Source organism: Pseudoalteromonas sp. SA25 (assembly GCF_011378705.1).
GTDB lineage: Bacteria > Pseudomonadota > Gammaproteobacteria > Enterobacterales > Alteromonadaceae > Pseudoalteromonas > Pseudoalteromonas arctica.
Map to the genome: position 1 here is coordinate 37695 of NZ_WTKV01000021.1, position 22305 is coordinate 59999.

Below are 22305 nucleotides of genomic sequence, written 5' to 3' on the forward strand. Positions count from 1 at the left end.
TTAATGGAGTATTTTATGTGTTTCAACAACACACTTTAATCCTTGCGCTTTTACTGAGTCGCATACAGAAATAAGCTCTGGCGAACTGTTTGTTGCGTACGCTAAGGCTAAAATAAATTTATTTTTAGCTTTATCATGCATATAAAAAGCTTCTTGCTGCTCTATTCGTGGTGCTATTAAACGGTAATAAATTTTTAAGATATTTAACGAATTAAAACTTCCTGCATTGGCAATGCTTCCAGTTGTTGCACTGAGCGCCTTTAATGTTAAATCAACACCCATTACTACATCTCCTTGAGGCGATAAATTAACTATTATATTTTGAGTGTTTTTTAGCTGCTTGCGTTGTTTATATTCATCATCAATTACTGCTTTATACTGCCCCGGTTTAAGGTCTGTAAATAAATAATAGCCATCATATGCTGCTTGAGTTTGTGCAACTTGATCCCCTTTCTCATTCAACAGCGCTATATTTGCAAAGGGTTGGATCTGTGTTGTATCACCTTTTTGTTGATAAACAACTCCCTCCACTTCACTTGCATTATTTAATGCGAAGTCCATATTCTCTACAAAACCAGCCCTTGGGGTAATAGAAAAACCCTCATTGGCTGGTATTAAAAACGGATCTTCAAAACTATTTCTATCAAGTATTATATCTGTTGTACGATTTGCTGGCATTGAAGTTAATAGCGCAACGCCGTGTTCGTCTGTAATTGCTTGACGATAATTGTGAACGCCTTTTACTTTTACGCCGGCAACGCCGTGCTCATCATCATCCATAATACCGTTATTATTTTGATCTAAGAATACGCGTAACATTAAGCTACCCGTGTTAGTTAAGCTGCGCTTAGAGACAAAATATGTATTGTGTTCAACATCAAAACCTAAGCTAAAACGGCTATAAATACCGAGCCGCCAATCATCGTTACTGTTGTAGTTTAAGTTACTCGTTAAACTAAACTTGTCGCTTTGCCAATTGAGCCCTAATTCGGCCGATTGAATATTATTACGAAGTGAATCAGTTAAAGTAAGTTCCGCTTGTAAATCTCGGCCCAAGTTGCGGCTAAACTCAGCCTCGTAACTAACAAGCTCACTTACTGGCGATATACTATAATCTATACCAAACCTTGTGTAGGTTCTCCCAAAGCGCTTTTGAAAACGTGTTGTTCCAAAAGTACTCTTAGAGCTATCGTCTTGTTGCCACAGCAATTGGTTACTTAGTGCAAATCCTGAGTATGAGTAGTTGAACTGGTTGCGTACTTGTTTAAAACGCCCTCTAATATCACTATCGTTATATAGGACGTTATTTTGATAAGAAAGGCGTCCATAGGTATTATTCATTAGCCCACCAGCTAAATTTATTTGGTAGCTGTTAAAATCTTGCTGCTGTTCGTCGGTACGATTTGTAGCGCTAAAAAGTAGTGATTGTTCGGCAATTTGAGTTCGGGCTGTAAATTCAAATTCTTGTTCATTGTTATTATTTTTTTCAACATTCGCATTTAATAATAATCGGTCAAACAAGCTTATGTTGGTACCAAATGCATACTTAAGTAGATCGTCATCCGTGTTTTTTTGACCTGATGTAGCAGTGTATACAGATATATTATCTGTAAGCCCTTGCTCATATCTACCCGCAACTTGCCAACCCTGACCCTGCGAGCTTGAAACATTGTTATTTAGTAACTGCTTGCCTTGTTCAGTAACCGACAATTCATAGTGACCTTGTCCCTGCTTAAGTTGATTTCCGTCCACAAAGTAATATTCACTTTTACGCTCAACTTGACCTTGAGGCCCATAAAAAATAAGCTCAAAATTATTAGCTCCAAATAATAGGTTTATATTATCAAAAATATAACGCCCATCTGCGAGGCTAAGCTGCTGGTCTATTAATATTTCATTACGATACAGCTCTACATCCCAACCTGGCTGTATAGCACCGCTTAAGTTAACTTGATTATTGACTATTTTTCTATTGGTTACATTATTAGAAACTTTAACACCTCGGGCATACTGACTACTGTAGCTATTACCCACTTGCGTGGCGATAACATCACCAAAAGATATTTCAGTAGGCATGAAGCTGTTTTTTATTTCTTTGTCTAAGTTTTGCTTTGTAAACGTTAACCTAGAGTTGGTAAGTAAGTCAGTACTTCGTCCAGACAAAAAATACTCTGCAGATAAATACGCAAAGTCTTGAGTGCCTAAAAGTGAATAGTTCGTAGAATGTCTATCATCGCTCGCGGTAAAATTTAGTTGTAAGTCGGCAACCGGAGAAGATAGCGCTTTATATGGGCTAGCTTTCCATGGCAGCGTAGGTGGCGATCTTTTGTTAGGTGATTTAAGGTTGCGCGACTGTCTGTATCTTTGTTGTTCAACCGGTAAGGGGCTCTCTGAGCTTATAAGTAATTCTAAATCTGGGTAATCAATATTAAACTCTAGATTTAAAGCATTATGTAAACTTTGAATATCTACATAAATATCATCTTCAATGGTAATTTGATTTTTTGCTAATAAGTAGCTCTGTGTAGGACTAGTAAATACAGCGGGTGTAACCGCTGCATTTAGAAAAAGAGGTTGTTGATTTGCTCCAACACCTTGAGCAATTCGATTGCTAGCATCAACATTCATTGCAAATTGTAGAATATCAAATAAGTCGCTTAAACTAACTTGTACACTTTGCTCGCTTTTAATTGCTGCAACTTCACCTAAGTAGTATGAGTTTAAATAAAGCGAAAGTATTAATAACTCGCCTGTGGCGATTCGCTGTTGCTGATTTTCTTTGTTTTTATAATCAATTACTTCAACGGGCTTAGTTAGCTTTAGTTCAATTGCGCGTAGTGTTGTTAAAGCATCCCCCACGGAAGAATTAGGATTAGCTATTACACTATTACTAAGCAAACTACTTATGCTTAGTAATAGTGCATACAATAAATTATTTAGCGTCATTCACTGTTAAAACATTAAGTGATTGTGAGGTTAAAGGCAGAGTGTATTGTGCAAATGTAAGGTCTTTATATTCTTGACTGCCTTCATATTTAAAAATGACTTTTCCTGCTTTATCTAAATTTTTGTCACTAAATAAACTAAGGGTTACAAACGCATTATCCACTTCAGGATAAATACTTAAATTACCAATTTCTGCAATTTTAACTTGCTCGTTATTACTATCAACAAAGTAAGCACTTAATTTACCGTAGCTACTAAACTTACCTTCTCGTTTTATATTCAATAAAAACTGAGGACGTTGATTGCTTTCATTTAGCACTAGCTTAGCTTGCTCTATGGCAACTTCTGGCTGTTTCATGCCTTTACGTAACAAAATAGGAATGCTGTAGCTCATAATCATATTAACTTTTATTGAGCTTGTTTTATTAGTATTTTCACCAGGCAATGCTTGAAATAGAAGATGAGAGCGGTACTCACCAGAAGCTAGGCCTTTAGGTTTACGTATTGCTATTTTTACTGTTTGTTTTTCACCAGGTGCTAAACGCATTTGTTTTGGTGACAAACGTGCCATTGAACTTAAACTTTCGCTTGTAGCCTCTGCCAACTGTATGTAGCCACCGCTAGGTTGCGCTTGCTTCTCACTCCATAAAACACGATATGTTTGATATTCATCACCCGTATTAATTACGGTAACTTTAGCGGTTCGTTGACGTTCATCAAAACTAATACGGGTTGGAGAGATAAGTAAATTTGCGTATGCATTTTTTCCTAAAATACATACACTCAGTGCGAGCAGCACTACAACTTTATAAAGCATGTTTTTCCTTTAGTAATCAATCGTAATTTCTAATTGGGTGTCAGTAATAAAACTACCATCTAAGTAACTTTGGCTAGTCCCTGTCGTTATTAAACGGCCACCTACTTTGAGTAAAAGCTCTCCAAACTCATCGCTAGTTTGCGTTCTTGGTAAATCCACTAATACAACCGAAAACTTGGCACTATTAGCTCCAAGTACTTCACTTTGCAATGTAGAGTCACTCATTTTGTTAAACGATATTTGAGTAAGCGGAGGTAAATCGGTAAATAAAAGTTCTGCGGGATTCCCCTCAGTTAATACGTAAATACTACCAAATGTGGTTGTTTCACCTTCATGGCTAATGGTTATAGAGCTTAAAGTATTATTTTGAGGGATAACTAAAGTGCCAAAATTAAGCGCTTCTTGTTGTATGCTTGCGCTATAGGCTTGCTCGCTAAACATTAACGAAAGCCAAGCAGAAACATACAAAAAGCGCATTGTTTGTTTAAACACTAATTAATATGACACTTCAATATTAAAGCTACCAGAATACTCACCATCAGGGTAATCCACACTTGATGCGTTTGATGAAGTAGAAAGAGTCGCGCCTATATTAAATGATACAGCGCCATCAACGCCAGCTTGTAGGTTGGGCGTAGCACTTGTATATAATCCACCAGCATTAGTACCGCTCGTTATAAAGTAAGTCCAAGCACCTACAGTAAAATCAGGTTCATTCAACCCTTGACCAGCTAAAGGTTGTACTAAAGTATTTACTGGGTCGCTAATGGTTAAAATAGAATTTGGTACTACATCTGACACACTAAAAGCACCCGCTTCACCACCTTCAATTATTGATATAGTTGCCACATTACCAGCAGCGTCTTCTTGCGAGGTAACATTAGTTGCATCAGGATCAGGATGAACTGTAAGCGTAGCTTGCAGATTGCCTGATGGATCTGAAATAGCACGAATAGTACCAAAATTTAAATCGTTATCTTTTGTGAGTACTACAGCATTTTGTACTGTTACTTTCGCTTCAAATGACTCTGTAGCAGCATAAGTGCTAAACGAGCTGACCACGGTGGCTACAGCTAATGCAGATAAATAAAACTTCATGCTAAATCCTTATAAGAAAATGGGCTTTATCAAATATTTGCCCAACTATAGTTAGTATCGACTATTAGTACAAATACTTTAATACTATATAAGTTTAAAAGGCCTAATTTATTAATTATATTGGTTTTCCGACAAAAGCAGCAATATTACATGCTTGATCAAGCTGATTAGCTAAATAACAAAACGCACTTACTTGAGCATCGTTTTTAAATGGACCTACACGTAATCCATACAAAGTCATATTATTATTTTTACGTTCAAACATAGTAAAATTAAATTGAGTAAATGCACTGGGGTATAATTGCTTAAGCCTTTCGACTCTTGCTTTAACAAGCTCTGGCTTTAAATACCAACCAAGCTGTGCTCCAATTTTAGTTTCATCTGTTAAGGTGAGTTCTGAATTTTGTAAGTTTGGTGTTTTTACTTCGGGAGTGTTATTTAGTGCCGTCGGTTCCAAATTCTGTGAAGGCTGATTACCATAGGTGATATCGGTTTTACTTTGCATGAGTAAAGGAGGGTTTTCAGTTAATTCACTTCGAGACGATAACGCCATAATTAACAGCTGTAAATCATCTTCCATAGCAGTTAAACGACCAATGCTTTCTTGCTGTAAGTGCCACTGCGAAACATACTCTTTTACTTGTTTATCAGTTATTAAAGAATGCTGCACGCTCTCGTTATTTACAGTTGCGCTGCTACATCCATATAAATAAAAAGATAAGAATAAAACTGATATTAAATGACAAGACTTAAAATACCGCATTGCAAAAGCACTCTACTAACCAAGATAATAAATCAAAGCAAATTTTGCGCCACTTTATAGCAACTTTTTAATTAAGTAGTCTATTTTGAAGTAAGAAAAGCCATATCGATAATAAGGCAAAATTTCATCATTTAGTTGGTATCACTAATTGCTGCTGCATTGCTCTACCTCCTGCATTCATGCAGTCGTATATCAAAAATTATTAGCAAAGTTAGCGTCAGGTCTAATCCTTCAAATTGATTAGGTATTATTGCAGATTGATATTACATACTGTGAGCTACAGCTTTACTGGCTTATCGGTGTAGTTACTTACTATGCAATCGAGTTTATATAACTTGAATACGTCACAGTCTGCTTTTGCATTTTTAAAGTTTTGGTAAGAGCCAAGTTTTAGCCTGTAAAACATTTTGTCGTTTATTTTGGCGGTTTCTACGTTAGTCAATATTTTGTCTCTAAACAACGGCGCTGCTTTAGTATTTAGCTCTTGCCATGCTTTAGCCACACCTTGCTCTGAGTCAACCGAAGCTACCTGTAAAGCAAATACATGTTTAGGTTTATTTAATTTTACAGTTTGTTTTTTATTACTGTAATTTTGTTTAACTTGTTGGCGTGATTTAACATTACGTGTGTTTCGTGGTGAGCGTACAGACTTGCTGCTATACCCTTGATTAGACTGCGCAATAGCTTTGCTGTTTATAATATCAATATGATTTACGAGGTAAGTTATTTCTTTTTCTAATCTTAAAATTCGCTCTATGCCTTCACGAGCTTGTTGCCACTGCATTGCGGCATCTTTTAGCTGAGCAAGTTCAAGGGCTGTAATTGATACGTAGTCAGGCGAGTTACTTTGAGGTTGTTCATCAATGGTTTTTATTTCAGGCGAGACGCTGCATGCTGTACCAAATAAAAGCATTAGCAAGCTAAGTAAAAGCCCAATGTTATTTTTTTTATATATAAACATGTATTAGTTGTCCTGAAAGCAGTGTTTTTACACTACATTTCAGTTAAACATTCTCACAAGAAAGCGTTTAACTTTATTTAAGCTGTGAGCTATAAAACTTAGCTCTTCGCATGCTTGTCAGTATTTCGTAAAACACAATGCTGCATACTCCACCCCTTCCTTGAGAGCATTATTTAATACAAATTCAATGCCAATTAACACAAACTTTACAACATAAATAACAATATGTCTGTAATGACTTAAAAACTTTTATTTTAGAGCTATTCCTTTCCTTACTTCTATCCTAATAAAACTCATGAAAAAGGCGCCGATATAGGCGCCTTTCATGTTTTCGTTAACTGTTAAATCAGTTTTTTAATAAATGATTTTAATTCATCGGCAAATTCATCGCGACGAAGTGCAAACTCAATCGTTGCTTTTAAGTAACCAATTTTACTTCCACAATCGTGGCTACGGCCTTTTATAGCGTATGCATCTACTTTTTCGTGTTCCATTAACATCGCAATTGCGTCAGTTAATTGAATTTCGTCGCCTGCACCTTGCGGAGTTTTTGCAAGTAACGGCCAGATATTTTCGCTTAATACGTATCGACCCACTACAGCTAAGTTTGATGGAGCTTCATCTACTGGCGGCTTTTCTACCATATTAAGAATTGGCGAGCTTTCACCTTGCTTTAAGTCAACATCACCTAAATCAACCACACCAAACTGGTTCACTTGTGCCATTGGTACTGGTTCTACCATAATTTGGCTGTGCTTAGTTTTCTCAAAATTAGCGATCATTTCTGCTAAGTTATCTTTTTTAAGATCGCTCTCTACATCATCAATAATTACATCTGGCAAAATAACTACAAACGGTTCGTTACCAATAATAGGCGCTGCACAACTAATAGCATGGCCTAAGCCTTTTGCTTCACCTTGGCGTACGTGAATAATGGTTACGTCTTTAGGGCAGATTGCTTGCACTTCGGCAAGTAGTTGCCGCTTAACACGCTTTTCTAAAGTAGCTTCTAGTTCAAAACTTGTATCGAAGTGATTTTCGATTGAATTTTTACTTGAGTGCGTTACTAACACTATTTCTTTAATTCCTGCAGCAACGGCTTCGTTTACTACATATTGAATTAAAGGACGGTCTACCACTGGCAGCATTTCTTTAGGAATTGCTTTAGTGGCTGGTAACATACGAGTACCAAGGCCAGCTACTGGGATCACTGCTTTCATTTTATGTTTTCCTTAATCTTTTATTATACTGAAAATGGATATTGAATCGCTTCGTGGCATTGATAGCCTATTACTTCAAAGTCGTCTCGTGTTACCCACGTTTCTATGTCTTCTAATGATTTAATTTTTGGATTAATTTTTAACTGAGGTGATTCAAATGGCTCACGCGTTAACTGCACGTCTCGCATCAGTTCAAGTTGGTTTTCGTAAATATGTGCATTAGCAATTTTATGATACGCCTTACCCGCTTTGTGGCCGGTAATTTGAGCCACTAACGCAAGCAACACAAAACACTGAATTTGATTGAAATTAAGGCCGAGCGGTACATCACAGCTTCGCTGGTATGACGTTAAATATAGCGTATCGCCAAGTAGCGAAAAAGTGTGCGTATGCATACACGGGCGCAAACAACCAAGCTCAAACTCACCTGGATTATAAAACGTGATTATTTCACCACGGTCATCAATGCCATTTTTTAAGTTATTAATAACTTTGGAAAGCTGATCAAGCGTTGAGCCATCTGGACGTTGCCAACCACGGCCTTGTACGCCATAAACACGGCCCATGTCGTCCTCGCCTTTACGGTGAGGATTATTAAGCCATGCATTGTTATCATTTGCGTTAGCATCCCATGTTTTACAGCCAATCTCACGAAACTGCTCAGCGCTGTCGTAACCACGTAAATATCCTAGTAACTCAGCAATCGCTGCTTTGTAGTAACTTTTGCGCGTAGTGATCATTGGAAACTTATTATTAGCCACATCGTATTCTAAATCGGCATTAATAACGGTTAAACAACGCGTACCTGTACGTTTGTTTTCGACCCACTGACCTTCGTCAACAATACGCTGACATAATTTTAAATATTGTTTCATGCTTTTCTTATTATGCCTTAGCTGTTTTAACGTGTTGTGATTGCTTATATGCCCAAATTAATAAACCTAAACCACCCACTATCATAGGAAGTGAAAGTATTTGTCCCATTGAAATAAAGTCGGCAAATAAACCGAGTTGTGCATCGGGTTGGCGGAAATATTCAATACAGAATCTAAACACGCCGTAACCTAATAAAAATACACCGGCTACGCTGCCTGCTGGACGTGGTTTTTTAATAAACCATTGCAGGATTAAAAACAGCACTAAGCCTTCAAAAAATGCTTCGTATAATTGCGATGGGTGGCGCGCAAGCGGACCGCCCGTTGGAAATACCATTGCCCATGGCACGTCGGTAACTCGGCCCCATAACTCACCGTTTATAAAGTTACCAATACGCCCTGCTAAAAGCCCTACAGGAACCAGTGGTGCAACAAAGTCGCCTACTTGAAGCAGTGACTTTTTACGCGTCCACGAAAAAATTGCGACGGCGGTTATAACGCCAAGTGTTCCACCATGGAACGACATACCGCCCTGATCTATCCTAAATAAATACAGTGGGTTTTCTATAAAATAACTAAACTGGTAAAACAATACGTAGCCAATACGCCCACCTAGTATTACCCCTAACATGCCGTAAAACAGTAAATCGCTTACTTGGTCTTTAGTCCAACCCGAATTTGGCTTTGACGCTTGACGATTAGCAAACCACATCGCAAATGCAAAACCTATTAAGTACATTAAGCCATACCAACGTACGCTTAGCGGTCCAACAGAAAAAATAATTGGATCAATTTGAGGAAACTCAAGTGCCATAAAAAATAAACCTTTAGCTAAAAACCATTTTAATTGCGATAACTACAAGCAGCACCGCGAAAACTTTCTTAATTGTATTAACAGGTAAATAGTGAGTTGCTTTGGCGCCAATGGGCGCAACAAACCACGAGGTAATAACAATCCCAAATAATGCAGGTAAATAAACAAACCCGGCAAAACCATGCTCTAAATCGGTAACATGCCAGCCTGCGCTGATGTAACCAATAGAGCCAAATAATGCAATAACAATTCCGCACGCTGCCGCGCAGCCAATTGCTTTTTTTATATCAACCGAAAAATAATTAAGCATCGGTACTATTAAAGCTCCGCCGCCAATCCCTATTAAACCTGATAACCCGCCCATTATTGCAGAAACGCCCCCTAAAATAGGACCAGCCGGCAACGGTTTTTCTGACATCGGTTTATTACGCGCGGAGAGCACCATTCTTGCTGCAATAAATACAACACTTATAGCAAACACTGTACGTAATATTTGTTCAGGGATTAAACTTGCTGCAAAGCCACTAATAAGTGCACCGAAAGCCACACCCGACATAACCCACGGGGCGATTGCCCAAGGCACATTATCATTTTTATGATGAGCCAGCGCTGAAGACGTTGAAGTAAATAAAATAGAAGCGAGTGAGGTTGCAATAGCAATTACTAATACATGATCAGCCGACGTTACATTAAATGAGAGTAGCAGAGTGGTTAGTACTGGAACGATAATTAAACCGCCGCCAATGCCTAGTAACCCAGCTAAAAACCCAACAATACAGCCTAGTAGGGCGCAGCTTGCGACTAACAAACCTAAGTCATACATAGTAATCTCAAATACCCTTTTAAGGTTTATATATTAAAGGATTATAAAACTAATAGCATCTGTGTATTGCAATTAATTAGGTGTACAAGCTTATTTTGGGGTGTAAAACAAATCACCTAATTTATGCTCTAGCATAAAGCTTCGCGTTAAACGTAGTACTTGTTTGGCTGTGGATTGCGCTAAACATTCACTTAGTAGTTGTTCCATGTCACTGACATTTAAACGCCTAAGTACCCACTTCACTTTATTAAGCGATGATAAATTCATACTCAGGCGTCTGTAACCCATGGCAATAAGTAAAATAGCTCCTTCAGGATCGCCGCCTAGTTCACCACACAAACTAAATGGCAGTTCATATTGCTCACATTCGTGCGCCACTTTATTTAGTACTCTTAGTACACCTGGGTGATAAGGGTTAAAAAGTTCGGCTACACGTGCATTGGCCCTGTCTACTGCTAATAAATACTGTGTTAAATCGTTACTGCCTACTGAGCAAAAATCGACTTTTTTTGACCACTCTGGAAGCATAAATACACTTGAAGGTACTTCCAGCATTATTCCTATGTCGGGTCTTTCTATGGTTTGCTCTGGGTATTTTTCACTTAACTCAAAATAAGCCTGTTCAAATAACGCAAGTGACTCATCAACTTCTTCAGTGCCACTGATCATAGGGAGCATTATTTTTAAATTACCCAAACCAATATTTGCTTTAAGCATCGCTTTTAGTTGATCTAAAAATAACTCTGGATGATCAAGGCTAATACGAATACCACGCCAACCTAAAAATGGGTTTTCTTCGGTAATATTAAAGTAATCAAGTACCTTATCGCCCCCAATATCCAATGTACGCATAACCACAGGATTAGGATGATAGCTAGTTAGTACTTCTCGGTACCAATTTTCTTGCTCTGATTGCGAAGGAAACTGACCCTTTTGCATAAACCACGCTTCGGTTCGATAAAGCCCCACACCGTCACAAATATGAGCACTACTTTGCTCAGTATTAAGCTCAAGGCCTGCGTTTAATAATAAGCTAACATGTTCACCGTCAAGCGTAATTGATTCTGAGTCTTGCTCAGCTAAAAAGCGGTTATTAAGTAGGTTATCTTGATGCTGTAACTCTGTGTATTCGTCCATCAGCATTTGTGAAGGCGATATATATAAACGCCCAGCAAATGCATCTAAAATCATCGGTTTGCCATTAAACTGCAGTAGAGGTAAATCCTCTATACCCCAAATAGCAGGAATGCCCATCGCACGCGTTAATATAGAAGCATGGCTATTTGCAGAGCCATTTACGCTTACAACGCCTGTTAAATGACCTTTTGGCACTTCAGCAAGCATGGCGGGTGTTAAGGTATTAGCAATTAAAATAGTGTTGGCCGGATAATTTTTAACAGCGTGCTCGGTATTTACAAGGTGGTGTAATACGCGAAGACCAATGTCTTTAACGTCAACAGCACGCTCTTTTATATAAGGGTCTTGCATGGCATTAAATTGAGATATTAAACGCTCTATTACAATTTTTAGGGCGCTTTTAGCACACCACCCTTCTTGTAATTGCATTTCAACATTATGCCCTAAACTTTTAGCATCAAGCAGTTGTTGATACACATCAAATACCGCAAGAGCTTCGTGCGGAATAGAATCGCTTAGCGTCATCGATAGGGTATTAAATTCTTTGCGCGTTGCAGCTACAGCTTGAGTAAATAAACGGCGCTGCTCAGTGACGTCACTGTCTTTTAAAAGCTCAATAGATTTAAAATCAAGTTTTGGTAATACAACAAATGCTTGTCCTATACCTATTCCTGGCGCGCTCGATACACCTTTTAAAACAGACGTTTGATGAGATGATTCATCTTGGCGTAGTATTTCTTTAATTTCAGCATGCGCTAACTGTGAAGCAAGTTGAGCAGAAAGTGTTATTAAAAAAGACTCTTCGTCTTGGCTAAATACACGTGCCATTTTTTGTTGGACAACAATAACGCCCAGTACTTTTTTTTGATGAACAACGGGTACAGATAAAAAAGCGTTGTAGCCTTCTTCGTTTACTTCGGGGGAGAGCTTAAAACGAGGATGCGATTTAGCAAATGCAATATTAATAGGTTCTTCGCGTTGCGCTACTAGGCCAACTAAACCTTCGGTAAAACCAATTCTAAACTTACCTACCGCATCGGGGTTTAGCCCTTCGGTTGCCATAAGTACAAAATTGTCCTGGCTGTAATCTGCAAAATAAATGGAGCAGCACTGGGTTTTCATGGCATCTTTAACCATTTGCACAAAGCACACTAATGCGCTGTCTAAATTCGCTTGTCGCGATACAGACTCCGCAATAGATCTCAGTGTAGCCAGCATGTCCTGCTCCTTTATTTTATTCTGAATTAACTACCTTTTACTTCGCCAATGATCTTTATGTTGTTCTCTCTTATTAAAAGGCATGGCGAAAGGAGCAAACTCTTTCATTACACGTCGATAAACATCCCGTTTAAACGATACAACCTGTCTTACAGGATACCAATAACTTACCCAGCGCCAATCATCAAATTCAGGATGATGGGTTTTAAGTAAATTTACATCTTCGTCTTTACAGCGTAATTTTAGTAAAAACCATTTTTGTTTTTGCCCAATACACACCGGACTAGAGTCTCGGCGGATTAATCGTTTGGGTAATTTATAGCGTAACCAATGTTTTGAGCTTGCGACTATTTCTACATCTTCTGGTCGCAACCCTACTTCTTCGTGTAATTCACGGTACATGGTTTGTTCTGCAGTTTCGCCATCATCAACACCACCTTGGGGAAATTGCCAAGAGTGTTGACCATAACGTCTGGCCCAAAAAACCTGTCCCTGATTATTGCAAATCACAATTCCGACATTGGCACGAAAACCTTCGGCATCAATCACCTTAGTGCCTCATTTGTAAGTCGATTTTTAATGATTGTTCCACATTAGCCGCAATACGGCAAATACTATTATACCCAACCCGATTAGTAAGCTAAGTTTGAGCTTTTAGTACATTGATAAATTATGGAGAGTGGGTAAATATTTGGAAAATAACTTAACAAGGCTATTGCGGTTCTTGTTTTCCTCTAGTTACTCACAGTTTGTGCATAACTTTTGTAAAACACGCTCATTTTGCAAACAAATCCACAATATTAGATCTAAAAACTTGGCTTCTCCACAGATTCTGTGGATAAACATGTTCATATAGTTGTATTTATCCTTACAACTTTTAAATTGCTTAATCAAAACTGAATGTACAACATTAAAAAAACCAACTGAGTCAGTAACTTAAAGTAAAGCAGCTTAATTTCAATATGTTCAAAATTAACCCAAACAACAAGCGAGCAAAAAACACACAACTCTAGTGATATCCACGGCTTAGCCTATTTGCTATCATGGCTATGATATTTATACAACCGAAATTAAGAATACTAATTACGTTGCATTGATATTTATAATCGCAATAAAAAGTAGCTCAATAACAAAAAACTATCATATGCAGTTTCTCCGCATAAGTAATTTCAACGTAGTTAGTGAGTTGTTAAACCTCTATAATATTCATATTTTAATAAAATTGGCATGACATGCGACCTACAAAACCACACTCAATAAACGATTTAATGCAACGCGTTAATAATATTGCCGGATTAACTCTAGGGCAGCTTGCTAACAAGTATAATTTTAAAACGCCAGATGATTTACTGCGCGAAAAAGGTTGGACTGGTCAGTTAATTGAATATGTATTAGGCGCTACTGCGGGCTCAAAACCACTTCCGGATTTTGAAGATTTAGGAATTGAGCTAAAAACACTCCCTATTTCTTATAAAGGTAGGCCACTTGAAACTACGTTTGTATCGGTTACACCTTTAATGAACGTTACAGGAATGACTTGGCATACCAGCTCTGTACGTAAAAAACTAAATCATGTTTTATGGCTGCCAATTTTAAGCGAACGTGATATTGCCCCGTTTGATAGAACCATCGGCAGCGCCTTTTTGTGGCAACCCACGTTTGAACAAGACGCTTTATTACAACGCGACTGGGAAGAGCAAATGGAGCTAATTGCACTAGGTAGAGTCGACGAAATATCAGGCCATTTAGGCGATGCGATGCAAATACGCCCTAAAGCTGCTCATAGTAAAATAGTGACTGATGCTATTGGTCCAAATGGGCAAATAATTAAAACCCTACCCCGTGGCTTTTACTTAAAAACCAGTTTTACAGGTGATATTTTAAAGCAGCAGTTTCAGCTTTAACTGTGTTATAAAATATTAATTGTTGAGCCATTTTTGTGGGTACCCTCTTTTTGCACTACGTGCGCGCGCCAGCAAGCTTAACGCTACAACTTATTCTCATCTCTTTGAATAAAAGTATCAGGCATAAAAAATCCCCGCTTGTGCGAGGATTTTATCATCTAAAATTAAAAATTAGATTCTATATAAAATAGAATTACTGACCTTTAACTTCTTTAAGACCGTTGTACGGTGCTTTATCACCTAATTGCTCTTCAATACGTAGCAATTGGTTGTACTTTGCAACACGGTCAGAACGGCTCAATGAACCTGTTTTAATTTGACCTGCAGCAGTTCCAACCGCTAAATCAGCAATTGTTGAATCTTCAGTTTCACCAGAACGGTGAGAAATAACAACAGTAAAACCAGCGTCTTTAGCCATTTTGATTGCAGCTAACGTTTCAGTTAGTGAACCAATTTGGTTAAACTTAATTAAGATTGAGTTAGCAATACCGTTGTCGATACCACGTTTTAAAATCTTAGTATTTGTTACAAATAAATCATCACCTACTAATTGGATTTTATCACCCATTAGTTTAGTTTGATGTGCAAAGCCATCCCAATCAGACTCATCAAGACCATCTTCAATAGAAACGATTGGGTACTGATTAGTAAGATCTTGTAAGAAGAAGTTAAATTCTTCAGAAGTGAATTTTTTGCCTTCACCCTTAAGGTCGTAGATATTTGCTTCTTTGTCGTAGAACTCAGATGCAGCACAATCCATCGCTAAAGTAATATCTTTACCTAGCTCGTAACCTGCGTTTGCAACAGCTACTTTAATTGCAGCAAGAGCCGCTTCGTTAGATGCAAGGTTTGGTGCAAAACCACCTTCATCGCCAACCGCTGTTGAATGACCATCAGCTTTAAGTACTTTAGCAAGGCTATGGAATACTTCAGCACCCATACGTAGGCCTTCGCGGAAGTTTTTAGCACCAACAGGTTGGATCATGAATTCTTGAATATCTACAGAGTTATCTGCATGTTCACCACCATTGATGATGTTCATCATTGGAAGTGGCATAGAGTAAACACCTGGCGTGCCGTTTAAGTCAGCGATATGTTCATAAAGCTCAACTTTTTTAGACTGTGCAGCTGCTTTCGCGGTTGCTAGTGATACAGCTAAGATTGCGTTTGCACCTAATTTTTCTTTATTTTCGGTACCGTCTAAATCTAGCATCACTTTATCTACAGCGCTTTGATCTAATGCACTTTGGCCTTTTAAAGCATCAGCAATTTCGTTATTGATATAACCAACTGCTTTTAATACACCTTTACCTAAGTAACGTGATTTATCACCGTCGCGTAACTCCAATGCTTCACGAGTACCAGTAGATGCGCCTGAAGGTGCTGCTGCACGACCCCAAGAGCCATCTGCTAAATGTACGTCTGCTTCAACAGTTGGGTTACCACGCGAGTCCATAATTTCGCGACCGATTACTTTTACGATTTCTGACATCTTGATTCCTCTATATTCCCAAAATGGTGAGTTCAGCTAACTTTACTACGTTTTATATAGCTTAGTCAGCCCTTAAAACAAAAAAGCCGTGCAATATGCACGGCTTTTAAAATTACGAATTCGCTTTTTGGTGGATATGCGCGGCTGCTACAAACCCTTCAAACAACGGATGACCATCACGTGGAGTTGACGTGAATTCCGGGTGGAACTGCGCGGCAATAAACCATGGGTGATCTTTATTTTCGATAATTTCTACCAGTTTTTTATCTTCTGATAAACCAGTAAAGCTTAAGCCTGCTTTTTCAAGTATTTCTACAAAGTTATTATTTACTTCGTAGCGATGACGATGACGTTCAACAATTTCGTCGCTGCCATATACTTCGCGTACTTTAGAACCTGGTGTTAAATGACATTTTTGTGCGCCTAAACGCATAGTGCCACCTAAATCAGATTTTTCGCTACGTGTTTCAACATTACCTTCAGCATCTAGCCATTCAGTAATTAAGCCAACGACTGGCGCTTCTGAATTTGCATTAAACTCTGTAGAGTTTGCATCCGTTAAACCTGCAACATTACGTGCATATTCAATTAATGCTACTTGCATACCTAAACAAATACCTAGGTATGGTACTTTATTTTCACGTGCGTATTTAGCCGCTAAGATTTTACCCTCAACACCACGTCCGCCAAATCCACCTGGTACTAAAATAGCATCTAAGTGTGAAAGTAATTCAACACCTTTGTTTTCTAAATCTTGTGAATCTACGTATTGAATATTAATTGTTAAACGGTTTTTAAGGCCCGCATGCTTTAATGCTTCGTTAACCGATTTGTACGCATCTGGTAATTCAGTGTATTTACCAACCATACCAATTGTCACTTCACCCGTTGGGTTAGACTCTTGATAAAGTACTTGTTCCCACTCAGCTAAATCAGCTTCTGGTGGATCTAAGTGAAAACGACGACATACGAAGTTATCTAATTCTTGCGTTTTTAATAGCGCTGGAATTTTATAAATGCTGTCTACGTCAGGTAATGAAATAACCGCTTTTTCTTCTACGTTTGTGAATAATGAGATTTTTGCACGCTCATTATTAGGTAGTTTACGGTCTGAACGACAAATAAGAATATCTGGCTGAATACCTACTGAGCGTAACTCTTTAACAGAGTGCTGGGTTGGTTTTGTTTTAACTTCACCTGCAGGGCCTAAAAATGGCACTAACGTTAAGTGAATAAATAGCGCGCGTTCGCGGCCAATTTCAGTTCCCATCTGACGAATTGCTTCAATAAACGGTTGTGATTCTATATCACCTACAGTGCCGCCAATTTCTACAATAGCAATATCATAACCTTCAGCACCGTCGTATACACGTTGCTTAATATCGTTAGTGATATGTGGAATAACCTGAATAGTAGCGCCTAGGTATTCACCACGGCGCTCACGACGTAATACGTCTTCATATACACGGCCTTGTGTGAAGTTATTACGACTAGTCATTTTGGTACGAATAAAACGCTCGTAGTGACCTAAATCAAGGTCAGTTTCTGCGCCGTCTTCTGTAACGTAAACTTCACCGTGTTGAATTGGGCTCATTGTGCCTGGGTCAACGTTGATGTAAGGATCCAGCTTTAAAATGGTAACATTTAAACCACGGGCTTCTAAAATAGCGGCCAGTGAAGCTGCGGCAATACCTTTACCCAACGAAGAAACAACTCCGCCAGTAACGAAGATAAATTTTGTACTCATGCGAACCCTAGAATATCAGGAATTAAAAGGAATATAACACCCAAAGAAGAGCCTAAGGGTATATCATCAAGACGGGGCGAAATTGTACCAAAACACTGCTTATCAATCCAGCTAAAATTAGCTAATACGCGCACAAAAAATGTGCACTATTTAACATTAAGCCTATTTTACTTTTTTAATCGCATCCCACGCACTATCCATCTCTTCAAAGGTGGCTGTATCTAAGCTTTTACCTTGCGCATGCAAATAGGCGTTTACCTTTTCAAAACGCGCTGAAAACTTATCATTAGCGCTACGAAGCAGTTGTTCGGGATCTCGTTTAACATGGCGTACAACATTAACAGTGGCAAAAAGTAAGTCGCCGAGCTCTTCCGCTGTATGATCAGATAACGGGTCTTGCTCAATCGCTTCTTTTACTTCAAGCACTTCTTCGCTCACTTTATCAAGTGCACCGTGATACGTTGGCCAATCGAAACCAAGTGCGCCAACGCGTTGTTGAATTTTTTTAGCTTTACTTAAGCTTGGCATATTGGCAGGAATATCTTGCCAAAAAGAAGGTGATTCTGTTTGCGCTCTAGCACTGCGTTCTTGTGCTTTGATTGCTTGCCACTGTTGCGATAATTGATCGTCTGTTAGCTCTTTTTTTTCACCAAACACATGCGGGTGACGACGGGTAAGCTTATCGTTTAATTGCTCTACTAGATCATTAAAATCAAATAGATTTTGCTCTTGTGCAAGCTGCGCATAAAAAATAATTTGAAATAACAAATCACCCAATTCACCTTTAAGCTCATCTAAGTTGCCTGACTCAATACAGTCGGCAACTTCGTATGCTTCTTCTAGTGTATGCGGCACAATAGATTTAAAATCTTGTTTGAGATCCCACGGGCAACCGCCCTTGGGATCTCGCAGTGTTTTCATTATGCTAAGAAGTTGTGTAAGCGCTGCATTATCATTCATGATTAATGACCACGCTTGGCATCGTGTACACCTTCAATTTGGTGTAACTTAGAAAGAACACGGTTAGTACCCGATAAGTCATGTACTTCTATTTGCATCGTAAATATAGCTAACTGATTATCTTCAACCGTATTTACGTTCATATTTAAAACATTTACTTTTTCGTTAGCAAGTACTGAGCTTATATCGCGTATTAGCCCTGAACGATCGGTTGCTTCTATTTTAATACTTAGTGCGTACGAGCCGTTGATATCATCAGACCAACTTACCGAAATAACACGCTCTGGATGCTGATTTTTTAAGTTATTAAACGAATCACAGTCTTCCTTATGAACACCTATCCCTCGACCTTGCGTTATATAACCTATTATTTCATCGCCAGGGACAGGACGACAGCATTTTGCTACATGGCTCATTAAGCTACCAACGCCATCAACCACTATGCCGTTTTTGTCACCGGTTACTTTGCTAGGCGCTTTAATACGAATAACCGGTTCATCTTCTGTCCGATCACTTACAAAGTTAAGCATTTGATTGAGGCGTACATCGCCCGCACCAATTGCAACCATTAAGTCATCAAGTTCTTTAAAATTAAAACGCTTGATGGCTGGCTCTAAATCTTTGTATGTTAAATTAAGCTTTTGTAATTCACTGTCGAGAATTTCTTTCCCCGCACTTAAGTTTTTGTCGCGGTCGAGCTGTTTAAACCAGTGATGAATTTTGGCTCTAGCGCGCGATGACTTAATGTATCCTAATGACGGGTTTAACCAATCACGACTTGGATTTGGTTGTTTTTGGGTCAGTATTTCTACCTGATCCCCAGTTGTAAGTTGATGCGTGAACGGCACTATTTTGCCGAAAATTTTTGCGCCAATACAACGATGCCCTACATTTGAGTGAATGTAGTAAGCAAAATCAAGTGGTGTAGCGCCAAGTGGTAAATCGATAATATCGCCGCTTGGGGTAAATATGTATACGCGGTCTTCTACTACTTGGTTTTTAAGCTCTTCTGCTAAATCGCCACCATCAACCACTTCTTCTTGCCATTGAAGTAACTTACGCAACCAGCTAATTTTTTGCTCATAACCCGAGCCGCGTCCCGGTAATGCACCTTCTTTGTACATCCAGTGTGCAGCCACACCCAACTCAGCATCTTGATGCATATCGCTGGTACGAATTTGTATTTCTACTGTTTTACCTTCAGGCCCAAATACTACGGTATGGATTGACTGATAGCCGTTTTGTTTTGGGGTTGCTACATAGTCGTCAAACTCTTTATTAAGATGACGCCAATTGGTGTGCACAATACCCAGCGCTCCATAACAATCTTGTAGGCGTTCAACAACGATACGCATTGCACGAATATCAAAAAGCTGATCAAACTCGTAGTTTTTTTGCTGCATTTTTTTATAAATGCTGTAAATGTGCTTGGGGCGGCCATAAACTTGGGCCTCTATGCCCGCTTCACTTAAACGGTTTTTTACTTGCTCAACCATATCTTCCATATAGGCTTCGCGCGTAAGACGTTTGTCGTCAAGTTGTTTGGCTATGCTTTTATAGGTGCCTGGGTGCAAATATCTAAACGATAAATCTTCCAGTTCCCACTTTAATTGCCCTATTCCTAATCTGTTTGCCAATGGTGCAAAAATATCAGCCGTTTCTTTAGCGGCAATGACGCGGTCTTCTTCATCCGCATTTTTTACATTACGTAAATGACATACCTGCTCGGCAAGCTTAATGACCACGGCGCGCACATCTTCAACCATGGTTAATAACATTTTTCGAATATTATCAACTTGCATAGTTCCTTTACCTTGATGCGATAAAGTACTAATAGTGGCCATTTGTGCAACCCCAGTTAACAGCATGGCTATATTACTACCAAGCTGCTCTTCTATGGTTTCTAGTGATATTAAATCGTTTAAAAAATACGGGGTTAAATACGCAGTAGCTAACGATTCGGGGTCGAGATTTAGCTCAGCTAAAATTTCAACCATTTCGATTGCAGTAGTTTGCCTGCTTTCATTATCACATTTTACGCAGAGCGCTTGCGCTTTAGTAAGTAGCTCTGTTTTTTCTTCAGACAAGGCAAGAAATGAAAGCCGAGTGCTAAAATCTGTTGTCTCATCTTGTTGATGTGATTGTCGTGTAGCTACCATAATGCGTTCTACCTCCGTTGAAATAACGCCATAGTTTCAATATGCCCTGTATGAGGGAACATATTCATTAGCCCAATTTTATTAAGATCAAAGCCAGCTTGTGAAATAATTGCGCTGTCACGGGCTAAAGTAACAGGGTCACAAGAGACATATAAAATAGTTTTAAACTGCTTTAAAGATAATTGCTCTAATACAGCCATTGCACCAGTCCTAGATGGATCGAGTACAAGCACATCTAAGTTTTTACTAAACCATGGGGCGCTCTGTATGCTTTGCGTTAAATCAAAGCAATGAAACTGCGCATTGGTAATAGAGTTAGTTTGCGCATTTTGAGCAGCCATTGCAACCGCTGAAGTCACACCTTCTACGCCAATTACAGATTTTGCTTGTTTTGCCAACACTAATGAGAAATTACCAATGCCACAAAATAAATCCAATAAATTTTCATCACCTTTTAAATCAAGCCAATTTGCGGCTTGCTTTAACATAGCTTCGTTAACTTGCGCATTTACCTGAATAAAATTACCTAAACCAAATTCAAATTTTAGATCAAACTCTTTAAGATAATAAAACGGCATGGCTAAGTGTGAATGCTCAATTACATCGCTCTCGCTTTGCCATACAACTTCAAACTGTTGGCTTTTTGTTATGTGCTCAACCAAAGCCTTTGTATCATCGTTAATTGCTTTAGTGTGACGAATAACAACAAAGTTTTTCTCATCACTTTGGCATAACTGTAAATGGCTTATACTGTGCAGCGCTTTGTGTTGATTAATTAAACCACCAAAAAGTGTAAAAACATCTGCAAATACTTCATCAAGTACTGTACATTTATTAATACTGACAATATTTTTTAAACCACTGGCTCTGTAACCCACACGCATTTTTTTTGCTGCTTTATCAAACATAACGGCTATGCGAGCGCTGCGCCTGTAATGCACAGACTTACTTAATAATGGAGCTTGCCAGTTTAAGCTGTTTAATTTAGCAAACTTACTAAATAGCTGAGTAACTGCAGTTTGTTTTTCTACAACTTGTTGGCTTACTTCTAAATGCTGTAATTGGCAGCCACCACACTGATTATAGTGCTCACAAAAAGCGTCTACTCTTGATTCACTCGCTTTAATAACTTTAATTACTTTTGCACTGCTGTATTTAGCTTTATCTTCGACGAGCATTGCTTTAACTGTTTCATTTGGTAATGCACCGCTTACAAAGCATACTTTATTATTATGCTTAGCAATGCCACGCCCTTGATGATCCATTCCCGTTATATTTAATTCTAATGTTTGTTGCTTAAGCGGTTTTTTTTTCGCTTTAAAAATTTGCGCCATTAGGTATTACCTTCAGTTTATTTATGAAGCACCTATA

At 38.6% G+C, this 22305-nt stretch carries 18 protein-coding genes; 1 reads left to right on the plus strand and 17 read right to left on the minus strand.

What is annotated here, in order from left to right; genetic code table 11:
* The 12 genes from GQR45_RS16125 to rppH all read right to left on the minus strand — a co-directional run bounded on the left by GQR45_RS16125 (position 1) and on the right by rppH (position 13221).
* Complete coding sequence (locus GQR45_RS16125; protein ID WP_206008687.1) at positions 1–2898, minus strand: hypothetical protein; 2898 nt, start codon at positions 2896–2898, stop codon at positions 1–3.
* Between the two features lie 34 nt (positions 2899–2932).
* A complete protein-coding gene (locus tag GQR45_RS16130; protein WP_165726486.1) occupies positions 2933–3763 on the minus strand; it encodes a fimbria/pilus periplasmic chaperone in 831 nt (276 codons plus the stop codon).
* A gap of 9 nt (positions 3764–3772) precedes the next feature.
* Positions 3773–4255 (minus strand): DUF4402 domain-containing protein, encoded by a 483-nt coding sequence (locus GQR45_RS16135; RefSeq protein WP_165726487.1) that lies wholly within the window; start codon positions 4253–4255, stop codon positions 3773–3775.
* A 3-nt stretch (positions 4256–4258) separates the two neighbouring features.
* Positions 4259–4861, minus strand: coding sequence for a DUF4402 domain-containing protein (locus GQR45_RS16140; protein WP_165726488.1), 603 nt, complete (start codon positions 4859–4861; stop codon positions 4259–4261).
* 115 nt (positions 4862–4976) lie between these two features.
* Positions 4977–5531 (minus strand): SPOR domain-containing protein, encoded by a 555-nt coding sequence (locus GQR45_RS16145; RefSeq protein ID WP_165726489.1) that lies wholly within the window; start codon positions 5529–5531, stop codon positions 4977–4979.
* Between the two features lie 370 nt (positions 5532–5901).
* The gene (locus GQR45_RS16150; RefSeq protein WP_024592961.1) at positions 5902–6585 is read right to left on the minus strand and encodes an SPOR domain-containing protein; all 684 of its coding nucleotides are present in this window, start codon (positions 6583–6585) and stop codon (positions 5902–5904) included.
* A gap of 341 nt (positions 6586–6926) precedes the next feature.
* Positions 6927–7805 (minus strand): UTP--glucose-1-phosphate uridylyltransferase GalU, encoded by an 879-nt coding sequence (galU, locus tag GQR45_RS16155; RefSeq protein WP_007583126.1) that lies wholly within the window; start codon positions 7803–7805, stop codon positions 6927–6929.
* Positions 7806–7828: 23 nt separating this feature from the next.
* On the minus strand, positions 7829–8680 hold the full coding sequence (locus GQR45_RS16160; RefSeq protein WP_101217579.1) for a thymidylate synthase: 852 nt from the start codon (positions 8678–8680) through the stop codon (positions 7829–7831).
* A 10-nt stretch (positions 8681–8690) separates the two neighbouring features.
* A complete protein-coding gene (gene lgt, locus GQR45_RS16165; RefSeq protein ID WP_165726490.1) occupies positions 8691–9494 on the minus strand; it encodes a prolipoprotein diacylglyceryl transferase in 804 nt (267 codons plus the stop codon).
* 13 nt (positions 9495–9507) lie between these two features.
* The gene (locus GQR45_RS16170) at positions 9508–10317 is read right to left on the minus strand and encodes a sulfite exporter TauE/SafE family protein (RefSeq protein WP_165726491.1); all 810 of its coding nucleotides are present in this window, start codon (positions 10315–10317) and stop codon (positions 9508–9510) included.
* Between the two features lie 90 nt (positions 10318–10407).
* Positions 10408–12672, minus strand: a complete 2265-nt coding sequence (ptsP, locus tag GQR45_RS16175) for a phosphoenolpyruvate--protein phosphotransferase (RefSeq protein ID WP_007583118.1) — start codon at positions 12670–12672, stop codon at positions 10408–10410.
* Positions 12673–12702: 30 nt separating this feature from the next.
* Positions 12703–13221 carry an RNA pyrophosphohydrolase gene (gene rppH, locus GQR45_RS16180; RefSeq protein ID WP_002958704.1) on the minus strand — a complete coding sequence of 173 codons (519 nt, stop codon included), beginning with the start codon at positions 13219–13221 and terminating at the stop codon, positions 12703–12705.
* Between the two features lie 683 nt (positions 13222–13904).
* On the opposite strand from rppH, the gene mutH reads away from it, so the two are divergent.
* Positions 13905–14576, plus strand: coding sequence for a DNA mismatch repair endonuclease MutH (gene mutH / locus GQR45_RS16185; RefSeq protein ID WP_165726492.1), 672 nt, complete (start codon positions 13905–13907; stop codon positions 14574–14576).
* 193 nt (positions 14577–14769) lie between these two features.
* Here the strand turns inward: mutH and eno are convergent, their stop codons facing one another.
* The 5 genes from eno to rlmD all read right to left on the minus strand — a co-directional run bounded on the left by eno (position 14770) and on the right by rlmD (position 22268).
* On the minus strand, positions 14770–16068 hold the full coding sequence (gene eno, locus GQR45_RS16190; RefSeq protein WP_024589994.1) for a phosphopyruvate hydratase: 1299 nt from the start codon (positions 16066–16068) through the stop codon (positions 14770–14772).
* A 112-nt stretch (positions 16069–16180) separates the two neighbouring features.
* On the minus strand, positions 16181–17815 hold the full coding sequence (locus GQR45_RS16195; RefSeq protein WP_010553216.1) for a CTP synthase: 1635 nt from the start codon (positions 17813–17815) through the stop codon (positions 16181–16183).
* A gap of 162 nt (positions 17816–17977) precedes the next feature.
* The gene (gene mazG / locus GQR45_RS16200; protein ID WP_165726493.1) at positions 17978–18775 is read right to left on the minus strand and encodes a nucleoside triphosphate pyrophosphohydrolase; all 798 of its coding nucleotides are present in this window, start codon (positions 18773–18775) and stop codon (positions 17978–17980) included.
* A gap of 2 nt (positions 18776–18777) precedes the next feature.
* Positions 18778–20934, minus strand: a complete 2157-nt coding sequence (relA, locus tag GQR45_RS16205; protein ID WP_010553214.1) for a GTP diphosphokinase — start codon at positions 20932–20934, stop codon at positions 18778–18780.
* An 8-nt stretch (positions 20935–20942) separates the two neighbouring features.
* Positions 20943–22268 carry a 23S rRNA (uracil(1939)-C(5))-methyltransferase RlmD gene (rlmD, locus tag GQR45_RS16210; RefSeq protein WP_165726494.1) on the minus strand — a complete coding sequence of 442 codons (1326 nt, stop codon included), beginning with the start codon at positions 22266–22268 and terminating at the stop codon, positions 20943–20945.
* Positions 22269–22305: the final 37 nt, after the last annotated feature.

Bases quoted from the DNA above. Each gene is read 5' to 3' on its own strand.
- GQR45_RS16130 (WP_165726486.1), bottom strand. From the start codon at position 3,763: ATGCTTTATAAAGTTGTAGTGCTGCTCGCACTGAGTGTATGTATTTTA.
- GQR45_RS16140 (WP_165726488.1), bottom strand. From the start codon at position 4,861: ATGAAGTTTTATTTATCTGCATTAGCTGTAGCCACCGTGGTCAGCTCG.
- GQR45_RS16150 (WP_024592961.1), bottom strand. From the start codon at position 6,585: ATGTTTATATATAAAAAAAATAACATTGGGCTTTTACTTAGCTTGCTA.
- galU (WP_007583126.1), bottom strand. From the start codon at position 7,805: ATGAAAGCAGTGATCCCAGTAGCTGGCCTTGGTACTCGTATGTTACCA.
- GQR45_RS16160 (WP_101217579.1), bottom strand. From the start codon at position 8,680: ATGAAACAATATTTAAAATTATGTCAGCGTATTGTTGACGAAGGTCAG.
- lgt (WP_165726490.1), bottom strand. From the start codon at position 9,494: ATGGCACTTGAGTTTCCTCAAATTGATCCAATTATTTTTTCTGTTGGA.
- GQR45_RS16170 (WP_165726491.1), bottom strand. From the start codon at position 10,317: ATGTATGACTTAGGTTTGTTAGTCGCAAGCTGCGCCCTACTAGGCTGT.
- ptsP (WP_007583118.1), bottom strand. From the start codon at position 12,672: ATGCTGGCTACACTGAGATCTATTGCGGAGTCTGTATCGCGACAAGCG.
- mutH (WP_165726492.1), top strand. From the start codon at position 13,905: ATGCGACCTACAAAACCACACTCAATAAACGATTTAATGCAACGCGTT.
- eno (WP_024589994.1), bottom strand. From the start codon at position 16,068: ATGTCAGAAATCGTAAAAGTAATCGGTCGCGAAATTATGGACTCGCGT.
- GQR45_RS16195 (WP_010553216.1), bottom strand. From the start codon at position 17,815: ATGAGTACAAAATTTATCTTCGTTACTGGCGGAGTTGTTTCTTCGTTG.
- mazG (WP_165726493.1), bottom strand. From the start codon at position 18,775: ATGAATGATAATGCAGCGCTTACACAACTTCTTAGCATAATGAAAACA.
- relA (WP_010553214.1), bottom strand. From the start codon at position 20,934: ATGGTAGCTACACGACAATCACATCAACAAGATGAGACAACAGATTTT.
- rlmD (WP_165726494.1), bottom strand. From the start codon at position 22,268: ATGGCGCAAATTTTTAAAGCGAAAAAAAAACCGCTTAAGCAACAAACA.